Origin of the sequence: Streptomyces sp. NPDC050997, from assembly GCF_040660135.1 — a bacterium.
Lineage (GTDB): Bacteria > Actinomycetota > Actinomycetes > Streptomycetales > Streptomycetaceae > Streptomyces.
This window is the reverse complement of the sequence record NZ_JBFAGK010000010.1, coordinates 16,862-37,283: the sequence shown is the minus strand read 5'-3', so window position 1 is coordinate 37,283 and position 20,422 is coordinate 16,862. Positions and strand designations below refer to the sequence as shown.

Here is a 20,422-nt window from a genome sequence, read left to right as displayed (position 1 = left end):
CCCGACTCCCCCCGGGACCACTCGTCAGGCACGGGAGAGATCCTTCATCAGCAGCCGCTTCACCCGCTCCCGTTCGCCGACGTCCGTCGACGGGGTACCGCTGAGGATGTGGAGCGTACTGAGCAACTGGTCGACGGCGACCGTCTCGCCCGCTCCCACCCGCTCGACGAACTCCTGGACGAGGTCCGCCTCCGGGCTCGACTCGCGGACCTCGAGCCCCAGGTGCCTGCGCACCACGTCGCACATCAGCGCGATCGTGGGCGCGGGCATGCTGTACCGGACGCAGCGGCGCAGGAACGCGGGAGGCATCTCCTGCTCCCCGTTGCTGGTCATGACGATGAACGGGAACTCGGTGCAGCGGACTCTGCCGCTCTCGACGCGGTGCACGACCTCCGGCTCCCAGGTGCGCACATCCGCCGCCGTCCGATTCTCGCGGAGGAGTTCGACGAGGGTGAACTCGCCCCGTTCGAGGACGTCGAGCAGGTCGCCGGGCAGATCGAGGTCGGCCTTGTCGATCTCGTCGATGAGCAGGGCGCGCGGCCGCCGGGCCGGCAGCAGGGCGGTGCCCAGCGGGCCGAGCTGCAGGAAGGTGGCGATGTCCTCCGCCGCGCCGGAGGTGTCGTCGCGGTCCTGGGCCAGCCGGTGGGCGTGGATGCGGCCGAGCGCGTCGTAGCGGTAGAGCGCGTCGGCCAGGATGCTGCGGGAGGTGATCTGCCAGCGCAGCACCGTCCCGAGGCCCAGTTCCAGTGACACCTGCTCGATGACCGTCGACTTGCCCGAGCCCGGCGGGCCGGTGAGCAGCAGCGGCCGTCGTAGGCACAGCGCGGCGTTCACCGCGTCGGTCAGTCCTTCGGGCGGCTGGAAGACGTCCCCGGCCGGCTGGTGCGGGAAGGTCCGCCAGGGCGGTGCGGGGGGCAACCAGGAATTCGGCCGGGGCTCTCCGGTGCCGGTGTAGTAGCTGTTCCAGCTCATTGCTCCTCCAGCAGGGGTCGGGGCGCCGTCGGCGGCACGGGCAGGGCGATGCTGCGGCAGAACGCGAGCCACTCGCCGCTGTCCCACACGACGCGCAGGTCCGCGATCGGCTCACCGCACTCGCCGAGCCAGCGCCGCCGATAGGCCTGAGTGAGGCCGATGGGCAGGGTCGGCCAGTACCGGTCGAGGCAGCTGGGCCAGTCGGCACGGCAGTCGCCGTCCCGCGGCCAGAGGAACACCGGTGTGTACTTCAGGAGCAGTTCCACCAGGGACGTGTCGCCGCCCGGGTGGTGCAGCAGGCCGATGCCTTGCCTGTAGCGGCCCTTGCGCAACTCGTCGTACAGCTGTTCGCGGTCTTGTACGGCCCGGCGGTCGAGCCAGTCCAGGGGCACGTCGGCGGTGCGGTTGTGCATCTGCTCCCAGCGGTCCTTCACGACGCTGCGCAGCCGTCTCAGCGAGCGTGTCGGAGCGAGCCGTTCGCTCCAGTGGAGGACCACGGCGTACTGGTGGCCGAGCCGTACGTCCGGCCCGGCCTCCTCGGGAGGCCAGTCCAGCAGCCGCGCGGTCGGCAGTGCCACGTCGACCCGGTGGAGGTCGATGCCGAGCTCGTCCGCCGTGTCCTCGGCCCAGATCACCGCACGGTCGAGGGCGTCCTCGACGCTCGCCTGGTTGGTGTCCGGTGCCTTGAACGGCTCGTGGCCGATGATGTCACCGTCACGCAACAGCCAGGCGTCCAGGGAGTCGGGCCAGTCGCCCGTCAACGAGGCGTGCAGGCTGACCACGAGGCTGAGCCGCTGCCTCTCCCGCTGGGCGCGGGCGAAGCCGAGGGCGTTGTTGAGCGCGACGGAGGCGTCGATGGACTGGGCCCACTGCTTGACGACGGGATCCGCCGGATCCTGTCCGGCCTCCTGCGCCAGCAGGACCACGAAGTGGGTGAGCCGACGCCGGCAGTCCGGGTCGGTGACGGGATGCTCGTAGACGAGATGGTCGACGGCGTCCGGCACGGTCGGCCTGGGGCTGCCTCTGGGCGGACCGTCCTCGGCGGTCAGCACCGCGCCGAGCGCGCGGCGCAGGTGCGCGGTGCTGATCTCGCCGCCGAGCCGGCCGGAGAGCAGGTCCACCGTGCGGAACTCGATGACCAGGTTCTCCGCGGCGCGCACCGCCCGTTGGGTCATGGGGTCGGCCGGCCGGTCGGCCAGGGTGTCGAGCAGCGCCACGGTACCGTCCAGGGTGTTCGGCAGACGGCCGTCGCCGAGCGGAGGGTCCAGAGCGGCGAGAGCGGCGGCCAGTGCCTGCCGCGCCCGCGGCCCGGGGACGCCGGCGCGCGGCCCCACGCTGTACTCCGGGTGGCAGACGTTGCGGCCCAGCCACAGGGGCTCCTGCGCGAACGGGTCGCCGTCCAGGGCGGAATGGCCGACGTTCTGGCCGGGCAGCCGGCCCCGCATCGCGAAGGCGGCCGTGCCGGTGTCGATGACCTGCCCGGCCCGGGCCCATCCTCGCTGCAGGAGGTCGGCGAGCTCCCGGGACAGCCGCAGGTCGACGGACGGCTGAGCGGCCCCGCAGGACATCAGGACGTTCAGCCGCACGCTGCCGCCGCGGACTCCGCCCGCCAGTTCGTTGGGGTTCGGCATGGCGCCACCGGCATGGCAGGTGTCCACGACGCACACGACCCCGTGCACGCCGTTCCGGTCGGCGGCGTCCCGAAGCAGCGGGCCGACCTCGACGGCTCCCTCGCGCACCTCGGGCTGGGAATCGGTGCCCATGTAGCAGAGGGAACCGCTGGTGCCGGGCACGAAGCCGTGTCCGAGCAGCGCCACCACCAGGACGGCACCGCGCTCGCCCGCGAAGCGGTACCCCTCGCGGACCAGTTCGCCGATCCTCGCGCCGGTCAACTCCGGCCCCGTGAACAGGGAACGGCCATCGCGCAGCCCAGGAACGCATCCGCCGAAGCGCGGATCGACCAGAACGCTGTGCAGCAGGCTCGCCGACTCCTCCAACCGGTCGAGGTGCCCCATGGGGGCACACTGGGCGCTGATCACCAGCACGTGACGCGGGGGCGCGGTCATCGCTCTCCGGCGAGGGCCGTGCGCAGCGCCTCGGCGACCGGGCCGGCCACACCGGGCTGCGCCAGGTAGAGCACGGCGGGATGGACCCAGAGGCCCACCGAGTCGACCCTTCGGCTCTCCGGCCGTATCCGTGCGCTGTTGGGTCCGAAGTCGTCCTCGAGCCGGGGGCGTACGGCCACCGGGTCGTCGGGGTCGAAGAAGTTCAGCCACGCGCCGACCTGTTCGGGCGTGCACGGCGGTCGCGGGACCAGCCGCGGCCATACGACGGTACGCATGCCCAGCGGCGAGCCCAGTGTCACCAACAGCCGTACCGGCGAGGGGCGTTCGTGCAGGGTCTCCCAACTGACGACAGTGCCGAGGGAATGGGCCACCAGCACCGTGGCGCCCAAGGCGAGCTCCCGCGCCACCCGGCCGCGGATCCCCACGTCGAGCGCCCGGCCCGTTCCGTCGCTCTCCCGCCGGGCCAGATAGCGGGCCACCTGACCGAGGTCACGCACCATCAGCTTGGGAGCGGCCCACTGCCCGAGGCCCCGGAACAGCGGTGCGGACAGCACTGTGGTGGCCACATCGAGGGCACGGCGCACCGCGGCCATCGCTCCCTGTTCCTGAGGCCGCGGCGCGGTCTGTGCCCGTGCGTGCGCGAGGATCTTGGCGCGGTACCTGTCCTGTTCGGCCGTCGGAGCCTCCGGGAGCGGGTCGGACAGGCCGGCCAGCATCTCGTCGAGTAACTCGAGGAGGATCTCGGCCGACGCGTCGTCCTGGATCTCCACCGCGCCGCCCTGCGCCTGCGCGGGCCGGAAGAGATCGCCGTAGTGGACGAACGCGCGGTCGACCGTGCCGTCCGACAACGCGGCGGCCACGTCGCAATGGCCCGCCTTGCGCATCCCCGACGCCAACGCGTCCGTCCAGGCGGCCAGTTCCGCGGTCGCGTCCCGTGGACCGCCCACCCCGTGCACGAACACCAGCCGAGGCCTCATCGCACCCCCGTTGCCGCAATGCCGCATCGACAAGCACGCGACCGTTCCCGATCAGCGTCGCCGACAGCAGAGTAGAGGTACCGGGCCTGCCCGTTCACTGTTTTGGCAGGGTGCTGGTGCGGACAGGCCGGGAGGCGGTAGGGGTGGCGGGCGGCGTGTTGCAACCCTGACACAAAGCTCTCCTCCTGGTGGCCAGGTCCGGTACCGGGGCATTTAGGTTGCCGCAGAGCAGTCAGATCGCTGCCATGTCCGGCCGCCCGGCGGTCGGTACCGCATGAGGAGGGGACCGCGTGAGCGTCAACTTGTCCAAGGGGCAGGCCATCAGCCTGCAGAAGTCCGACGGCGGCACCCTGAAGTCGGTCCGGATGGGTCTGGGCTGGCAGGCCGCCCCGCGCCGCGGGCTCTTCGGCAGCCGCACCCGTGAGATCGACCTCGACGCCTCGGCCGTCCTGTTCGCCGACCAGCAGGCCGTGGGCGCCGTCTGGTTCAAGCAGCTCGTGAGCGACGACGGGTCCGTCCGTCACACCGGGGACAACCGGGTGGGCGGTGCCGGCCAGGGCGGCGACGACGAGTCGATCCTCGTCGACCTGGCGCGCGTGCCGGTGCACATCAACCAGATCGTGTTCACGGTGAACTCCTTCACCGGCCAGACCTTCGCCGAGGTGCAGAACGCCTTCTGCCGTCTGGTCGACGAGACCACCGGCCAGGAGCTGGCCCGCTACACCCTTACCGGTGGTGGCTCGGCCACCGCCCAGATCATGGCGAAGGTGACCCGGCAGGGCACGGGCTGGAGCATGCAGGCGATCGGCGAGCCCAGCCAGGGCCGTACGATCCAGGAGCTCGCCCCGGCGATCGTGCCGTACCTCTAGCGAGCCGGGAACGGGACGGGGGAGTGGGCGCGATGACCGCCGAGCTGGTGCAGGGACAGAACCATCCGTTGCCCGGGTCACGGCTGGAGATCCGGCTGTCGGCCGGCCATCCGGTGATCGCCGGCATCACGCTCACCGACGAGCACCGGCGGGTGCCGCGGCCCGACTGGGTCGCGCACCCGGGCTCGCCGGACCTCCCTGGGCTGGAGGTGCCGCGACAGGTCGCCGCCCAGCACCGGCTGGCCCTCGACCTCGACGCGCTTCCCGAATCGGCGCGCCGGGTCAATGTGCTGATCGCGCTGCCCATCGGTATCGGTGGCCCGCAGCGCTTCGGCGGCCTTCCCGCCCCGCACGCCGCGGTCGTCGGCCCCGACGGCACGGGGATCGCCGACTACACGATCACCGGCCTGGACGCCGAGTCGGCCGTCGTCGCTCTGGAGTTCTACCGCCGCCAGGGTGCTTGGAAGGTGCGGGCCGTCGGCCAGGGATACGCGGGCGGCCTCGCCGAGCTCCTCACCGACCAGGGACTTCCCGAGGCCCGACAGCTCGCGACCAGGATCGACGGCGCGATCGCCCACAGCCCGTCCCCCTCCCACACGGCACCCCCGATCCGCCCGCCGGACGCCGACCGCTCCCACCGGGCGCCCGCCCCGACCCTCGGAGGCGACCAGGCCGGCGGCCCGGCGCCTCAGGGGGCCTCCGGGCCCGTACCACCACAGTCGACCACTCCACCGATCACTCCGTACGGGCTCTCCGGACCGGCCAGGCCGCAACAGCCCGTCTCTCCGTACGACGCCACGGACCCGGGCGTACCGCGAGAACCCACCTCCCCGTACGGCGGCCAGGGCGCCCAGGGTCCGCCCGACCCGCCGACCCACCCCACCGGCCCCGCCCCTGGCGGCACCCCGATCGACTACAGCCACCCGCGTCGACGGCAGGCGCCCCGGCCGGCCCCCGCGCCGGACCCGTCCGACCAGCCCCCGCCCCCGGTCGCGGGCGACGCCACCGGCTGGTCCATGGACGAGCGGCTGTACAACCAGGTGTGGGGCATGTTCGAGGACCTGGCCCGCACCACGGCCGCGTACCGCGGTGCCGTCGACTTCGCCGACTCGCGGATGGAGAAGGAACTCGACCAGGTCCTGTCCGACCCGCGCAACCGGATCGGCGGACAGGGCGACGCCGCACGTGAGGCGGCCCGCGCCAAGCACGCCCAGCTCGTCGACCAGGCCAGGGCCGCCCTGGACCGGGACCTCGCCCAACTCGCCGCCGAGGCCGAGGTCCTCGAGCCCGCGCTGCCGCCTGCCTTCGCACGCTGGGACAGCCCCGTGTGGCACGCCTATCGCGTGCCCATGGAGATCCCGATGACCCTGCGGGTGGGCGATCTCCACCTCCCCGAATCCGCCGACCTGCGCATTCCCCTGCTGATCCGGCTGCCGCTGGAACGTGGCCTGTGGATCGACAGCGGGTCCGCCGGATCGCTCGACGGCTCCTTCACCGACACCCATGACCTGCGGCGGCTCGCGATGGAGACGGCGGTGGCACACGCGGCCCGGCTGCTCGCGGTCTACCCCGCGGGCGAGTTCAGCGTGCATGTCATCGACCCCGCGGGGTCCGGCGCGCAGCCGCTCGTCCCGCTGGTGCGGGCCGGTGTCCTCGCGGCGCCGCCCGCGATCGGAGCGGCGGGGGTGGCGGACGTCCTGGCCCGACTGACCCAGCGGGTCGACCTGGTGCAGATGGCGGTGCGCGGCGGCGCCGCCGACTCGCTCCCGCCGGACCTCGACACCGCCGAGCAACTGCTGATCGTCAACGACTTCCCGCACGGCTTCGACGACGGAGCGGTGAACCAGCTGCGTTACCTCGCGGACGAGGGCCCGGCCGTCGGCGTCCACCTCATGGTGGTCGCGGACCGCGAGGAGGCCACCGCCTACGGTCCCCTGCTCGACCCGCTGTGGCGTTCGCTGCTGCGGCTCACGCCGGTGCCCGACGACCACCTCGCCGACCCCTGGGTCGGACACGCCTGGACGTACGAGCCCGCGCTCGTGCCCGTCGGCAGCCAGGTGCTCCAGCAGGTGCTCAGCCTGGTCGCCGCGGCCCGTACCAAGTACACGTAAAGTCACCTGACCAGGGAGTTTGACCTTTCTTTTGCCAATCGCTTTACCTTCCCTTGGTGATTGGGGTACCGTTTTCCTCACGGAGGGGAGTACTCCCTGTCGACTGCGGCGTTCCCGTCAATACGGATCAGGCCTGATCCCGGGGCGTCGGCCCATCCTGGGTGGAAGAGACCTCCGGCAGCGCGACGACGCTGGTTCTTGCCGTTACGTATGTCGGAGGCACAAGTGGATGTTTCCCTGGCCCTATGGGTCCTCACGATCGTGGGCCTTGCAGTCCTGATCGCGGTCGACTTCTTCATCGGCCGCAAACCGCACGACGTGTCCATCAAGGAAGCCGGGATCTGGACGATCGTCTGGATCGCGCTGGCCGGCCTCTTCGGGCTCGGCCTGCTGATCTTCGGCGGGGGTCAGCCCGCCGGTGAGTTCTTCGCCGGCTTCATCACCGAGAAGTCGCTGAGCGTCGACAACCTCTTCGTCTTCGTCCTGATCATGGCGAAGTTCGCGGTGCCCTCGCAGTATCAGCAGCGGGTGCTCCTGGTCGGCGTCCTCATAGCCCTGGTCCTGCGGGCGATCTTCATCGCCGCGGGCGCCGCCATCCTCGCCAGCTTCGCCTGGGTCTTCTACATCTTCGGTGCCTTCCTGATCTGGACCGCCTGGAAGCTCATCCAGGAGGCCCGCGCCGACGACGAGGACGAGGAATTCGAGGAGAACAAGATCCTCAAGGCCGTCGAGCGCCGCTTCGGCGTGGCCGACCGGTACCACGGCACCAAGCTGTGGATCCAGGAGAACGGCAAGCGGGTCATGACCCCGATGCTGGTCGTGATGCTCGCGATCGGTACCACGGACGTCCTCTTCGCACTCGACTCGATCCCCGCGATCTTCGGCCTGACGCAGGACCCGTACATCGTGTTCACCGCCAACGCCTTCGCCCTGATGGGTCTCAGGCAGCTGTACTTCCTCATCGGCGGCCTGCTGAGGAAGCTGGTGCACCTCAGCTACGGTCTGTCGATCATCCTGGGCTTCATCGGCGTCAAGCTGGTCCTGCACGCGCTGCACGAGTCCGGGGTCCACGTCCCGGAGATCAGCATCCCGGTCTCTCTCGGTGTGATCTGCTCCGTCCTGATCGTCACCACGATCACCAGCCTCAGGGCGTCCAGGAAGCAGGCGGCGGCCGAGGCGGAGAAGGCACAGAGCGAAGGCGCCCCGAAGGACAGCATCGAGGCCTGACAGATGGCCGCGCCGTGCACCAGCCGCCGTCCTTCACCGGCTGAGACGTGGTGGATATGGCCGAGCTGAAGTGACCTGACGGACCCCGCGCTCCGAGAGCCCATGCCTCCGGAGCGCGGGGCCTGTTCGTCTCTGCGACGATCACTCCATGATCGCTCGGCTCACAGCGCTCCAGGGCGGCGTGCAATCTGGTGCTGTTCGCCGCGTACCTGGCTCTGGCGATCAATCCATGACCGGCCGCGCCGCCACCACCGTTACCGGCCGCGTCTCCGGCAGCAGCGCGAAGCACGCCAGGCTCAGCAGCGCGATCCCCGTCAGATACACGCCCACGCCCCACGGCACCCGACCGCCCTGTTCGGCGAGCGCGGTCGCCACGATCGGCGTGAGCGCGCCTCCCACGACCCCGCCGAGGTTGTAGCCCACCGCGGCGCCCGTGCAGCGCACCCGAGGCTCGTACAACTCCGGCAGATACGCGGCGATCACCGCGAACATCGTGATGAACGCGAGCATCGCCCCGAGGAAGCCGAGGAACATCAGCAACGGCTCACCGGTAGCGAGGAGCGCGACCATCGGGAACATCCACACCGCGGCGGCCGCACACCCGGCCAGGCACAAGGGGCGCCGCCCGTAACGGTCGCCGAGCATGGCCACCACCGGCGTGAGCGAGCCCTTCACCAGCACCGCGGCCATGATGCAGGTCAGCATGACGGTACGGCTCACCCCGAGCCGTTCGGTCCCGTACGCGAGGGACCATGTCGTGACGGCATAGAAGATCGCGTATCCGACGGCGAGCGCCCCGGCGGTCAGCAGCACCAGTCGCCAGTGGTCGCGCACCACCTCGGCGAACGGCACGCGCGCGTGGTCGTCGATGCCGAGGAAGCTGGGGCTCTCGGTGATGGACGACCGCAGCCACAGCCCCACCACGGCCAGCACCCCGGCCGCCCAGAACGGCACCCGCCAGCCCCACTGGGCGAACTGCGCCTCGGTCAGCGTCGCCGACAGTGCCAGCACCACACCGTTGGCGAGCAGGAACCCCAGCGCGGGACCGACCTGCGGGAAACTCGACCAGAGGCCGCGCCGCTCGGCGGGCGCGTGCTCCGCGGTCAGCAGCACGGCCCCGCCCCACTCCCCGCCGAGCCCGAGCCCCTGCAGAAAGCGCAGCACCAGCAGCAGTACCGGAGCGGCCACACCGATCGTGTGGTACGTCGGCACGCAGCCGACCGCGACCGTGGAGGCGCCGGTCAACAGCAGCGAGGCGACCAGGACCGGGCGGCGCCCGTGCCGGTCCCCGATGTGCCCGAACAGCACCGAACCCAGCGGCCGTGCGACAAACCCCACGCCGAAGGTTCCGAAGGCGGCCAGTGTCCCCGCCAGCGGCGAGAACGTCGGGAAGAACAGCGGCCCCAGGATCAGCGCCGCCGCCGTCCCGTAGACGAAGAAGTCGTAGAACTCGATGGCCGTCCCGGCGAGCGAGGCGGTCGCGAGCCGCAGCATGGAGGGCTTCCTTACGGAGCGTACGTCGTGCATGTCGCGTCAACTACCCACAGTGATCGCGGGTTACGGGGGCGCGTGGAGGCGCGGCACACCAGGAGGTGACGGTGATGCGCCGGTGTCGTCATCCCGCGAAGGCAGGGCCGCCCTCCCGCGCGCACCGTGATAGACCGTGTCCGAGCAGCGGTCCTCGACGGATCGCCCCACCCCGACGGACCGGAGGAACCGTGCCCCGCACCCTGGCCAACGCCCCGATCATGATTCTCAACGGCCCCAACCTGAACCTGCTCGGCCAGCGCCAGCCGGAGATCTACGGCTCCGACACACTCGCCGACGTCGAGACCCTCTGCGTCAAGGCGGCGGCCGCGCACGGCGGCACGGTGGACTTCCGGCAGTCCAACCATGAGGGGGAGTTGGTCGACTGGATCCACGAGGCACGGCTCAACCACTGCGGGATCGTCATCAACCCGGCTGCCTACTCGCACACGTCGGTCGCGATTCTGGACGCACTCAACACCTGTGACGGACTGCCGGTGTTGGAGGTCCACATCTCCAACATCCATCAGCGCGAGTCGTTCCGGCACCACTCGTACGTCTCGCTGCGCGCCGACGGTGTCATCGCGGGGTGCGGGGTGCAGGGATACGTGTTCGGTGTCGAGCGGGTCGCGGCGCTGGCGGGGACGGGGCAGGCCGACGCGTAAGCGTTTACGCGCCCGGCGGGCTCCTCACAGCCGGCCCGCCTCCACGATCCGCCGCAGGAAGCGCCGGGTACGCTCCTGCTGCGGATCGCCGAAGATCTGTTCGGCGGTGCCCCTCTCCAGCACCACCCCCGAGTCCAGAAAGCAAACCTGGTCGGCGACATCGCGGGCGAAGCCCATCTCGTGTGTGGCCAACACCATGGTCATGCCGTCGTCCTTCAGGTCACGGACGACCGTGAGGACCTCGCCCACCAGCTCCGGGTCGAGCGCGGCGGTGATCTCGTCGAGCAGCAGCAGCCGAGGACGTACGGCCAGGGCACGCACGATCGCGACGCGCTGCTGCTGACCACCGCTCAACCGGTCCGGATACTCACCGGCCTTGTCGCCCAGCCCGAGCCGCTCCAGCAGCTCGCGCGCGTGGGCCTCGGCCTCCGCGCGGGTCACGCCGTGCACGCGGCGCGGGGCGAGCGTGATGTTCTCCAGGACCGTCATGTGCGGGAAGAGGTTGTACGCCTGGAAGACCACGCCGATACGGCGGCGCACCGCGTCCTGGTCGACACGTGGGTCGGTGATCTCCTCCTCGTCCAGCCAGATCGCACCGTCGTCGATCTCCTCCAGGAGGTTCGCGCACCGCAGCAGCGTGGACTTGCCGGAGCCGGAGGCGCCGATCAACGCGGTCACCGTGTGCGGGGCCACCTCCAGGTCGACGTCCCGCAGCACCACCGTGTCGCCGAAGGTCTTGCGGACGGACTGCATGCGCAGCACGGGTGTATCGTTCACAGCGCTCCTCCCTGGGCCCGGCGACGGTCCATCCGGGCCGTCACCCAGTCCGTGAACCGGGTCATCGGGATCGTCAGCGCCACGAAGACCAGGCCCGCGACGATGTACGGCGTGTAGTTGAGGCTGCGGCCCACGATGATGTCCGCGGCCCGAACGGCGTCGATCGCGCCGCCGATCGACACCAGCCCGGTGTCCTTCTGGAGGGACACCAGGTCGTTCAGCAGGGGCGGCACCTGACGGCGCACCGCCTGCGGCAGCACCACGTACCGCAGCGCCTGCCGGTTGGACAGGCCGAGCGAGCGGGCCGCCGCACGCTGCGAGGGATGGACGGACTCGATGCCGGCGCGGAACACCTCGGCCACGTACGCCGAGTACGTCAGCGTGAGCGCGGTGCCACCCAGCAGCACCGGATCGACGGTCACGCCCTGCAGTCGCAGCGCGGGGACGCCGAGGACCACGATCATCAGGTTGATGATGAGCGGCAGGCCGCGGAAGAAGTCGGTGTACGCGGCGGCCAGCACCCGCAGCGGGAAGAACACCGGGCCGCGCAGGGTGCGGGCGATGGCGATGAGCATCCCGAGGACCAGTACGGCGGCGCCGCAGATCAGCAGCAGCCGGACGTTGAGCCACAGCCCGTCGAGGACCTTGGGCAGCGCCTCGCGCGCGTACTGCCCGTTGAAGAACGTCTCCCTGGTGCGCGACCAGCCGGGCGCGTTGACGACGACCAGGTAGAGGACGACACCGGTCGCCAGGGTCGAGAGCGCGGCGACGGCCGTGGCACGGCGGGACCGGGCGCGCTTGTAGGCCTCGCGTTCGATCCGCCGTTGCGACGGGGCGTATCCGTCGCCGCCGGTCATGCCGCCCTTGTCGTCCGCGTCCTCCTGGCCGGACTCCTCCTTCGTGACCGTCACTTGAGTACCGGAGCGTCGACGGCGTCGGACAGCCACCGCTGCTCCAGCTTCGCCAGCGTGCCGTTCTCGCGCAGGGCGTCCACGGCGTCCGACACGCACGAGGTGAGCGCGCTGCCCTTGTCGAGCACGAGCCCGAACTGCTCCGGCGCGCCGCCCTGGTTCTCGAACTGACCCACGATCTTCGCGTCCGTCACCTCGGCGGCGGTGATGTAGAACGCGGTAGGCAGGTCGGCGACGATGGCGTCGACCTGGCCGTTCTTCAGCGCGGACTTGGCCTGGTCGTTCTTGGCGTAGACGGCCGCGTCCTGGTTCGGCTTCACCAGGTCGTCGATGTAGTCGAGGCTGGTGGTGCCGACCTGGGCGCCCAGCTTGAGGCCCTTCAGGTCCGCGATGGTCGTCGCCTTCGCGGCCTTGGTGCCCTTGAGCGCGATGACGGCCTGGCGGACGTCGTAGTAGCCGGACGAGAAGTCGACGGCCTTCTTGCGCTCATCGCTGATCGACACCTGGTTGATGTCGAAGTCGAACGTCTTCTCACCGGGCGCGAAGGCCTTGTTGAAGGGGACGCTCTGCCAGACCACGTCGCTCTTGTCGTAGCCCAGCTGTTTCGCGACGGCGTACGCGACCGCCGACTCGAAGCCCTCGCCGCCGGCCGGCTTGTCGTCCTTGAACCAGGGCTCGTACGCGGGCTCGTCGGTGGCGACGGTCAGCTTGCCGGACGTCTCGGTGGCCAGCTTGCCCTTGGCACAGGTGGTCCCGGCCGACCCCGAAGGCGTGTCGGCGGCCTTCTCCTCCGGCTGCGGAGCACAGCCGACGGCGGTGGCGAGCAGGGCTGTGGTCGCGGCGGCGACGGCGCGGCGCAGCGCGCGCGAGGCAGGATGCATGGCGGGAGATTGGCAGTCGACCGTCCCGTTTGTCGAGGTCACGGCAGGAACTGTCCGCATAGTGGGAACGGGTGTTGCGTTCTTGTGAACGCGTTACGGGAGAGGTGCCGGGGCCGCCGGTCGAGGGCGGGGATCGAAAGACCGGCGGCCCGTACCGCACAGGAGCCGTCATCCTGTGCGGGGCTGCTCCCAGTTGACTGCGCAACCAAGTGCGCCGGGAGCGCGCGCGTGTCACCGGCGCGTGTGAACGTTTCACACGGGGCGCGTGTGCGGGGCGCGTTGAGGGAGGGGGCGGCGAGTTGGAGGGGCGGCGGGTGGAGCCGGGTACGCGCGTTGCCGTCCCGCGTCCGGACCCATCGCCCGTGCGACGGGGTTCACCGCCCTGTGCTCACACCTTCGCGCTTACCACCCGCGCGCGTGCCACTCCGGCAGGTGCGGTCGCTCGGCGCCCAGGGCTGTGTCGTCGCCGTGTCCCGGGTAGACCCAGGTCTCATCCGGGAGAGCGTCGAAGATCTTCGTCTCGACGTCACGGATCAGGCTGGCGAACGCCTTCGGATCCTTACGGGTGTTGCCCACACCTCCGGGGAAGAGGCAGTCCCCGGTGAACACATGGGGATGCCCGTGCGGGTCGTCGTACACGAGGGCGATCGACCCCGGCGTGTGACCGACCAGGTGGCGCGCGGTGAGTTCCACGCGCCCCACGCGGATGATGTCGCCGTCGTCGACCAGGACGTCGGTCGGCACCGGGATGCCGTCGGCGTCGTCCCGGCCGGCGTACGTACGCGCGCGCGTGGCCGCGACGACGTCGGCGAGTGCCTGCCAGTGGTCGCCGTGCTGGTGCGTGGTGACCACGGACGCGATGCCGTCGTCTCCGATCATGCCTAGCAGCGTGTCCGTGTCGTTGGCCGCGTCGATCAGCAGTTGCTCGTCCGTGGCCCGGCAGCGCAGCAGATAGGCGTTGTTGTTCATCGGGCCGACCGCGACCTTGGTGATCATCAGGTCCTTGAGTTCGTGTACGTCCGCCGGGCCGCCGACCGTCACCTGTCCGCTGTACGTCATGGCGGTCAGCCTATAGCGGGGCGGCGGCCCCAAGACCGTTTCGAGCCCTACAGCGGAGGGAGCACCGGAAGCGAGCCGTCGGCCACGGTCAGTCCGGAGCCGTCGCGGCGGCCGCAGAGCCAGCCGAGCAGGTCGGGCGCGGGGCCCGTGACGGTGACCTCGGGCGAGGTGGTGTCACTGCGGCCCGTGCTCCACGCGCGCGTGCCGTCCGTCAGGTGGGTCGGCGGCACCTCGGGGTGCCCTGTGAACCGCTCGGTGAGGAAGTCGGTCTCCCGCTCCACGAACTCCGCGGGGAGGTCCTCCAGCTCGTACCCGATGCCGAGGTCCACGTGGTGCAGCTCCACCTCGATCCAGCGCCGGAACGGCACCCGGGAAGCCGAGTCGGTGACCCCGTTGCGGAGCTCGACCGTGCGCGACCAGTCCGAGGCTGCGGCCCCGGTCTCCTGGAAGCGGGCCGCGCTGTCGCGCAGGTCGGCGAGCTGCACGTCGAGCGGGCGTGGGGCGTCCCGCTCGATGTCGGCGTCCCGTGCGTCCCCGGACGCGTACATCGGGCGCCCCTCGAGGACGTTCACGAGGGCGTCCGCGTTGCGGGCGAGGTGGGCCAGGATGTGGCCGCGGCTCCAGCCGGGGAGCCGTGTCGGCTCGGTCACCGACGCGTTGTCCAGTTCGGCGACTGCGGTGAGCAGCCGATCCGTCGCGTCACGTACAGACGCCAGGTCATGAGCGTGATCAATCATGGTCCTGACACTAGCCCCGCCGCACCTTTGGGTGAAGGTGGTGAACGAGTGCCGGAAATCGAATGTGCGTGCTATAGAGTCGGGCGTGGCGTCGGGCATGCTGGATAGCCGGGGATCGTTATGCATCCGGGAATCCGACCGGCGTTGTCAGTGGCTCCCCCTAGTCTGAGAAAGCACGGGGGCCTCGCCCCTGTCACTTCTCTCAAGAAAGGTGCGGACCGGCGTGGCCGACCGTCTCATCGTCCGTGGCGCGCGCGAGCACAACCTGAAGAACGTCTCGCTCGATCTGCCTCGCGACTCGCTCATCGTCTTCACGGGCCTGTCCGGGTCGGGCAAGTCCTCCCTGGCCTTCGACACCATCTTCGCCGAGGGCCAGCGGCGCTACGTGGAATCGCTGTCCTCGTACGCCCGCCAGTTCCTCGGCCAGATGGACAAGCCGGACGTCGACTTCATCGAGGGATTGTCGCCCGCGGTCTCCATCGACCAGAAGTCGACCTCGCGCAACCCGCGCTCGACGGTCGGCACCATCACCGAGGTCTACGACTACCTGCGGCTGCTCTTCGCCCGCATCGGCAAGCCGCACTGTCCCGAGTGCGGCCGCCCGATCTCGCGCCAGTCGCCGCAGGCCATCGTGGACAGGGTCCTGGAGCTGCCGGAGGGGAGCCGCTTCCAGGTGCTGTCCCCGCTCGTGCGGGAGCGCAAGGGCGAGTTCGTCGACCTCTTCGCCGACCTCCAGACCAAGGGGTACAGCCGCGCGCGGGTGGACGGCGAGACCGTCCAGCTCTCCAACCCGCCCACGCTGAAGAAGCAGGAGAAGCACACCATCGAGGTGGTCATCGACCGCCTCACGGTGAAGGACTCCGCCAAGCGCCGCCTCACCGACTCCGTGGAAACGGCCCTCGGCCTGTCCGGCGGCATGGTCGTGCTCGACTTCGTCGACCTCCCCGAGGACGACCCCGAGCGCGAGCGCATGTTCTCGGAGCACCTGTACTGCACGTACGACGACCTGTCCTTCGAGGAACTGGAGCCCCGCTCCTTCTCCTTCAACTCGCCCTTCGGCGCCTGTCCCGAGTGCACCGGCATCGGCACGCGCATGGAGGTCGACCCCGAGCTGATCGTCCCTGACGAGGACAAGTCCCTCGACGAGGGCGCCATCCACCCCTGGTCGCACGGTCACACCAAGGACTACTTCGGCCGCCTGATCGGCGCCCTCGCGGACGCGCTGGGCTTCCGCACGGACATCCCCTTCGCGGGCCTCCCGCAGCGGGCCAGGAAGGCCCTGCTGCACGGTCACAAGACCCAGATCGAGGTCCGCTACCGCAACCGCTACGGGCGCGAGCGGGTCTACACCACGCCTTTCGAAGGTGCCGTCCCCTTCGTCAAGCGCAGGCACAGCGAGGCCGAGAGCGACGCGAGTCGCGAGCGCTTCGAGGGCTACATGCGCGAGGTGCCCTGTCCCACCTGTGAGGGCACGCGCCTCAAGCCGATCGTCCTCGCGGTCACGATCATGGGGAAGTCGATCGCGGAGGTCTCCGCGATGTCCATCAGCGACTGCGCGGACTTCCTGGGCGAGTTGAAGCTCAACGCCCGCGACAAGAAGATCGCCGAGCGCGTCCTGAAGGAGGTCAACGAGCGACTGCGGTTCCTGGTCGACGTCGGCCTGGACTACCTCTCGCTCAACCGCGCGGCCGGCACCCTCTCCGGCGGCGAGGCCCAGCGCATCCGCCTGGCCACCCAGATCGGTTCCGGCCTCGTCGGCGTCCTGTACGTTCTCGACGAGCCGTCCATCGGTCTGCACCAGCGCGACAACCACCGGCTCATCGAGACCCTGGTCCGGCTGCGCGACATGGGCAACACGCTCATCGTCGTCGAGCACGACGAGGACACCATCAAGGTCGCGGACTGGGTCGTCGACATCGGTCCCGGCGCCGGCGAGCACGGCGGCAAGGTCGTGCACAGCGGTTCCCTGGAGGGGCTGCTCGCCAACGCCGAGTCGCGGACCGGCCAATACCTGTCCGGCAAGAAGTCCATCCCGTTGCCCGACATCCGGCGCCCCCTCGACCCGACCCGGCAGCTCACGGTGCACGGCGCCCGCGAGAACAACCTCCAGGACATCGACGTCTCCTTCCCGCTGGGCGTCTTCACCGCGGTCACGGGCGTGTCGGGCTCCGGCAAGTCCACGCTGGTCAACGACATCCTGTACACCCACCTGGCCCGCGAACTCAACGGCGCCAGGAACGTCCCGGGGCGGCACACGCGCGTGGACGGCGACGACCTCGTCGACAAGGTCGTGCATGTCGACCAGTCGCCCATCGGCCGTACCCCCCGGTCCAACCCGGCGACGTACACCGGTGTCTTCGACCACGTCCGCAAGCTGTTCGCCGAGACGACCGAGGCGAAGGTCCGCGGCTACATGCCGGGTCGCTTCTCCTTCAACGTCAAGGGCGGCCGCTGCGAGAACTGCTCGGGCGACGGCACCATCAAGATCGAGATGAACTTCCTCCCGGACGTGTACGTCCCGTGCGAGGTCTGCCACGGCGCCCGCTACAACCGGGAGACCCTGGAGGTCCACTACAAGGGCAAGTCCATCGCCGAGATCCTGAACATGCCGATCGAGGAGGCGACGGAGTTCTTCGAAGCCGTTCCTTCGATCGCCCGCCACCTCAACACGCTCAAGGACGTCGGTCTCGGCTACGTCCGTCTCGGCCAGGCCGCGACCACCCTGTCCGGCGGCGAGGCACAGCGTGTGAAGCTCGCCAGCGAGCTGCAGAAGCGCTCAACCGGACGCACGGTCTACGTCCTGGACGAGCCGACCACAGGTCTGCACTTCGAGGACATCAGCAAGCTGCTGACTGTCCTGTCCGGCCTGGTCGACAAGGGCAACACGGTCATCGTCATCGAGCACAACCTCGATGTGGTCAAGACCGCCGACTGGGTCGTCGACATGGGCCCCGAGGGCGGCGCCGGCGGCGGTCTGGTCGTGGCCGAGGGCACGCCGGAGCAGATCGCCGGGATCCCGGCCAGCCACACCGGCAAGTTCCTGCGGGAGATCCTCGGTGCCGACCGGATCAGCGACGGGGCACCGGTGAAGGCCCCGCGACGGACGGCGGTCAAAAGGACGGTCGCGGCCAAGTCGACGGCGACGAAGAAGACGGCGACGGCCAAGACGGGAACCGCCAACAGCACGGCCACGAAGAAGGCGGCCGCGGCCACGAAGAAGGCGGCACCCGCGAGGAAGACGGCCCAGGCCCGCAAGTCCTGAGCGTCCGGGCCCGCAAGGCCTGAGCGTCTCGGCCCGCAAGGCCTGAGCCGAACGGACCGCGCGACCCGCTTGCGCGACCCGGGCCTCATAGGCCTGGGCCGCGCGGGCCAGGGACAAACGGGGCCAGGGCACACGGACCGTCCGGCCGTCCTGGACGGTCCGGCGGCCGCGGACCGTCCAGGGTGTGCTCCGGGCCATGGGGCCGGCCGGCTGAGCGGGGCCGACGAGTGCGGTGGCAGTCGAGCCCGCATCGAGCGCCCCGGCTGCTCCTCGCGGATCACACGACACGGTCAGCCGTCGCAAGCACGCGGTGCCCGTCAGCCGTCCAGTTCATGGGCGTACGGCGGCTCCGCCCCCGCACGCGAGCAGGTGATCGCTGCGGCGCGGGCCGCGAACCGCAGGAGCTGGGTCCAGCCGTCGGTGCCCAGGCCTGCGAGCGCCTCCGAGGACAGGGCGTCCTGTGCGGCCAGACCGTGCAGCAGGGCCGCGTTCACGGTGTCGCCCGCACCGATCGTGTCCACGACGTCGACCTTCTCGCCCGGCACGGAGTGCACCGAGCCGTCCCGGGTGAAGACGGTCAGCCCGTCGCCGCCCTGGGTGATCACGACGGCCGAGGGGCCGGCGGCCAGCCACTCGCGAGGAGTGCCACCCAGCCACAGGGCGTCCTCCTCGGAGAGCTTGAGCAGCGACACCGACGGCAGCCAGCTCTTGAACCGCACCCGATACGCGTCCGCGTCGGGGATCAGCCCGGCCCGGATGTTCGGGTCCAGCGCGGTGAACACGCCCTGCGCGGACGCCGTCCGCAGCAGCTCCTCGTAGGCGCTCGCACCCGGCTCCAGGACGAGCGAGCAGGTACCGAAGGACACCGCCCGCGTTCCCTCGGGCAGTTCCGCGGGAGTCCTGAACAGCCGGTCGGCGGTGCCGTCGACGTAGAAGGAGTAGGCGGCCGAACCGTGCGCGTCGATGGTGGCGACAGCGAGGGTGGTCGGCTCGGTGCCGCGCTGCACCGCGGACACGTCCACCCCCGCCCGCCGCAACCCGTCCAGGAGAGCCTCGCCGAAGGCGTCGCGCGAGGTGCGGGAGCAGAAGGCGGTGGGGGAGCCGAGGCGGCCGAGGGCCACGGCCGTGTTGTAGGGGCCCCCGCCGAGCGCCGGCTGGAGGCCCGCGAGGGCACCCGTGCCCTGCGGTACCAGGTCGATCAGGGCCTCACCGGCGACGACGATCACGGGACGATTCCTCTCTCGGACTCGGCGGACCGCTCTGGCCCGCCGGGGCAGCCGCACGAGGTGCGGTGGACGAAGGTACAGGCCAGCCGCACGGTCCGGGCGGGCCGGTCCGGTACGGCGAGGCGTTCCAGGAGCAACCGGACCGCCTGGGCGCCGATCTCCCTGCCGGGCTGGGCGACCGCGGTGAGCCGGGGAGTGAACAGGTCGGCCCAGTCGAAGTCGTCGAAGCAGCACAGTGCCATGTCGTCGGGTACGGACAGGCCCCGCTCGCCCAACGCCCGCAGCGCGCCCAGGGTCATCACGTTGTTGGCGGTGACCAGTGCGGTGGGCGGCACGGGGAGGGACAGCAGCGTCGCGGTGGCCCGTTGCCCGCCGGCCGACTCGGAGTCGCCGTGCACGACCAGGCGTTCGTCGTAGGGGAACCCGGCGGCGGCGAGGCCGTACCGGTACCCGTGGATCCGCTCACGGGTCGTACTCAGCCCGGGCCGGCCCGCGACCAGGGCGATCCGCCGATGGCCGAGCCCGGCGAGGTGGGTGACCAGTTCGGCCGTCGGTGTGGCGCTGTCGGCGCAGACCTGGTCGAAGCGCGGGGGGTCGTCCCCGGGGGAGTCGACGGCTCGGTCCAGGAACACGGTCGGCACGTCGTGACGCCGGAGGTAGGAGACGAGCTCGTGGGGGTCCGCGGAGGGCGCGACGATCATGCCGTCCACCCGTCGCTCATGCAGGAGCTGGACGACCTTGCGCTCATGTACGGGATCGTCGTGCGGGTCGGCGAGAAGCAGCCCGTAACCGTGCTCCAGGGCACCGGCCTCGACGCCCTGGAGGATCTCCGTGAAGTACGGGTTGCTGATCGCCGACACCGCGAGCCCGATGGACCGGGTGCGGGAGGTCACCAGGGAACGGGCGAGCGTGTTGGGCGTGTAACCGAGTTCGTCGATGGCGTCCAGCACGGCCTGGCGGGTGTGGGGCAGCACCGGCCGGGTCTCGTTGAGCACATGCGAGACGGTCGCCACGGACACGCCGGCGCTGCGTGCGACGTCGGCCATGGTCGGCATCGGGTTCCCCTCCTCGGCCGTGCGAGCGGTGTGGGCAGGGCGTGAGCTGGTACGGGCTGGTGTGGCTGCGTGGCCGTGGCCGTGTGGGCCATGCGGGCCT

General features: G+C 70.6%; 16 protein-coding genes. 5 read left to right on the top strand and 11 right to left on the bottom strand.

The genetic code is table 11. The features are described 5' to 3' along the window. Positions 1-24: 24 nt before the first annotated feature. From AB0H86_RS23015 to AB0H86_RS23005, 3 genes are read right to left on the bottom strand one after another with little or no spacing between them, the layout of a single operon-like run. Positions 25-972: an AAA family ATPase gene (locus AB0H86_RS23015; protein WP_362441694.1), complete on the bottom strand. Its 948-nt coding sequence runs from the start codon at positions 970-972 to the stop codon at positions 25-27. Then, positions 969-3,038, bottom strand: a complete 2,070-nt coding sequence (locus AB0H86_RS23010) for a hypothetical protein (RefSeq protein ID WP_362441691.1) — start codon at positions 3,036-3,038, stop codon at positions 969-971. The genes AB0H86_RS23015 and AB0H86_RS23010 overlap by 4 nt, the downstream gene beginning before the upstream one ends. Beyond that, complete coding sequence (locus tag AB0H86_RS23005) at positions 3,035-4,015, bottom strand: hypothetical protein (RefSeq protein ID WP_362441688.1); 981 nt, start codon at positions 4,013-4,015, stop codon at positions 3,035-3,037. The genes AB0H86_RS23010 and AB0H86_RS23005 overlap by 4 nt, the downstream gene beginning before the upstream one ends. A gap of 290 nt (positions 4,016-4,305) precedes the next feature. On the opposite strand from AB0H86_RS23005, the gene AB0H86_RS23000 reads away from it, so the two are divergent. The 3 genes from AB0H86_RS23000 (at position 4,306) to AB0H86_RS22990 (ending at position 8,222) form a co-directional block, all read left to right on the top strand. Further along, positions 4,306-4,884, top strand: coding sequence for a TerD family protein (locus AB0H86_RS23000; RefSeq protein ID WP_362441685.1), 579 nt, complete (start codon positions 4,306-4,308; stop codon positions 4,882-4,884). Between the two features lie 32 nt (positions 4,885-4,916). Beyond that, entirely contained in the window at positions 4,917-6,995 is a 2,079-nt protein-coding gene (locus AB0H86_RS22995) for a TerD family protein (protein WP_362441682.1), read from the top strand. A gap of 225 nt (positions 6,996-7,220) precedes the next feature. Further along, entirely contained in the window at positions 7,221-8,222 is a 1,002-nt protein-coding gene (locus tag AB0H86_RS22990; RefSeq protein WP_362441679.1) for a TerC/Alx family metal homeostasis membrane protein, read from the top strand. Positions 8,223-8,444: 222 nt separating this feature from the next. Here the strand turns inward: AB0H86_RS22990 and AB0H86_RS22985 are convergent, their stop codons facing one another. Then, on the bottom strand, positions 8,445-9,716 hold the full coding sequence (locus AB0H86_RS22985) for an MFS transporter (RefSeq protein WP_362441676.1): 1,272 nt from the start codon (positions 9,714-9,716) through the stop codon (positions 8,445-8,447). A 224-nt stretch (positions 9,717-9,940) separates the two neighbouring features. Here AB0H86_RS22985 and aroQ point away from each other — a divergent pair, with 224 nt between their 5' ends. Next, entirely contained in the window at positions 9,941-10,414 is a 474-nt protein-coding gene (gene aroQ / locus AB0H86_RS22980; protein WP_362441674.1) for a type II 3-dehydroquinate dehydratase, read from the top strand. 24 nt (positions 10,415-10,438) lie between these two features. Here the strand turns inward: aroQ and AB0H86_RS22975 are convergent, their stop codons facing one another. From AB0H86_RS22975 to AB0H86_RS22955, 5 genes are all read right to left on the bottom strand, one after another. Next, on the bottom strand, positions 10,439-11,167 hold the full coding sequence (locus tag AB0H86_RS22975) for an amino acid ABC transporter ATP-binding protein (RefSeq protein ID WP_362442466.1): 729 nt from the start codon (positions 11,165-11,167) through the stop codon (positions 10,439-10,441). A gap of 20 nt (positions 11,168-11,187) precedes the next feature. Continuing rightward, the gene (locus AB0H86_RS22970) at positions 11,188-12,102 is read right to left on the bottom strand and encodes an amino acid ABC transporter permease (RefSeq protein WP_362441671.1); all 915 of its coding nucleotides are present in this window, start codon (positions 12,100-12,102) and stop codon (positions 11,188-11,190) included. Next, complete coding sequence (locus tag AB0H86_RS22965; RefSeq protein WP_362441668.1) at positions 12,099-12,983, bottom strand: ABC transporter substrate-binding protein; 885 nt, start codon at positions 12,981-12,983, stop codon at positions 12,099-12,101. The genes AB0H86_RS22970 and AB0H86_RS22965 overlap by 4 nt, the downstream gene beginning before the upstream one ends. A gap of 402 nt (positions 12,984-13,385) precedes the next feature. Further along, the gene (locus tag AB0H86_RS22960) at positions 13,386-14,042 is read right to left on the bottom strand and encodes an MBL fold metallo-hydrolase (RefSeq protein WP_362441666.1); all 657 of its coding nucleotides are present in this window, start codon (positions 14,040-14,042) and stop codon (positions 13,386-13,388) included. Positions 14,043-14,089: 47 nt separating this feature from the next. Continuing rightward, positions 14,090-14,779 carry a maleylpyruvate isomerase family mycothiol-dependent enzyme gene (locus AB0H86_RS22955; protein WP_362441663.1) on the bottom strand — a complete coding sequence of 230 codons (690 nt, stop codon included), beginning with the start codon at positions 14,777-14,779 and terminating at the stop codon, positions 14,090-14,092. Positions 14,780-15,002: 223 nt separating this feature from the next. On the opposite strand from AB0H86_RS22955, the gene uvrA reads away from it, so the two are divergent. Beyond that, positions 15,003-18,041: an excinuclease ABC subunit UvrA gene (gene uvrA / locus AB0H86_RS22950; protein WP_362441660.1), complete on the top strand. Its 3,039-nt coding sequence runs from the start codon at positions 15,003-15,005 to the stop codon at positions 18,039-18,041. A 317-nt stretch (positions 18,042-18,358) separates the two neighbouring features. Here the strand turns inward: uvrA and AB0H86_RS22945 are convergent, their stop codons facing one another. Both AB0H86_RS22945 and AB0H86_RS22940 read right to left on the bottom strand, forming a co-directional pair. Continuing rightward, on the bottom strand, positions 18,359-19,267 hold the full coding sequence (locus AB0H86_RS22945; RefSeq protein WP_362441657.1) for a carbohydrate kinase: 909 nt from the start codon (positions 19,265-19,267) through the stop codon (positions 18,359-18,361). After that, the gene (locus AB0H86_RS22940; RefSeq protein WP_362441654.1) at positions 19,264-20,322 is read right to left on the bottom strand and encodes a LacI family DNA-binding transcriptional regulator; all 1,059 of its coding nucleotides are present in this window, start codon (positions 20,320-20,322) and stop codon (positions 19,264-19,266) included. The genes AB0H86_RS22945 and AB0H86_RS22940 overlap by 4 nt, the downstream gene beginning before the upstream one ends. Between the last annotated feature and the right edge of the window lie 100 nt (positions 20,323-20,422).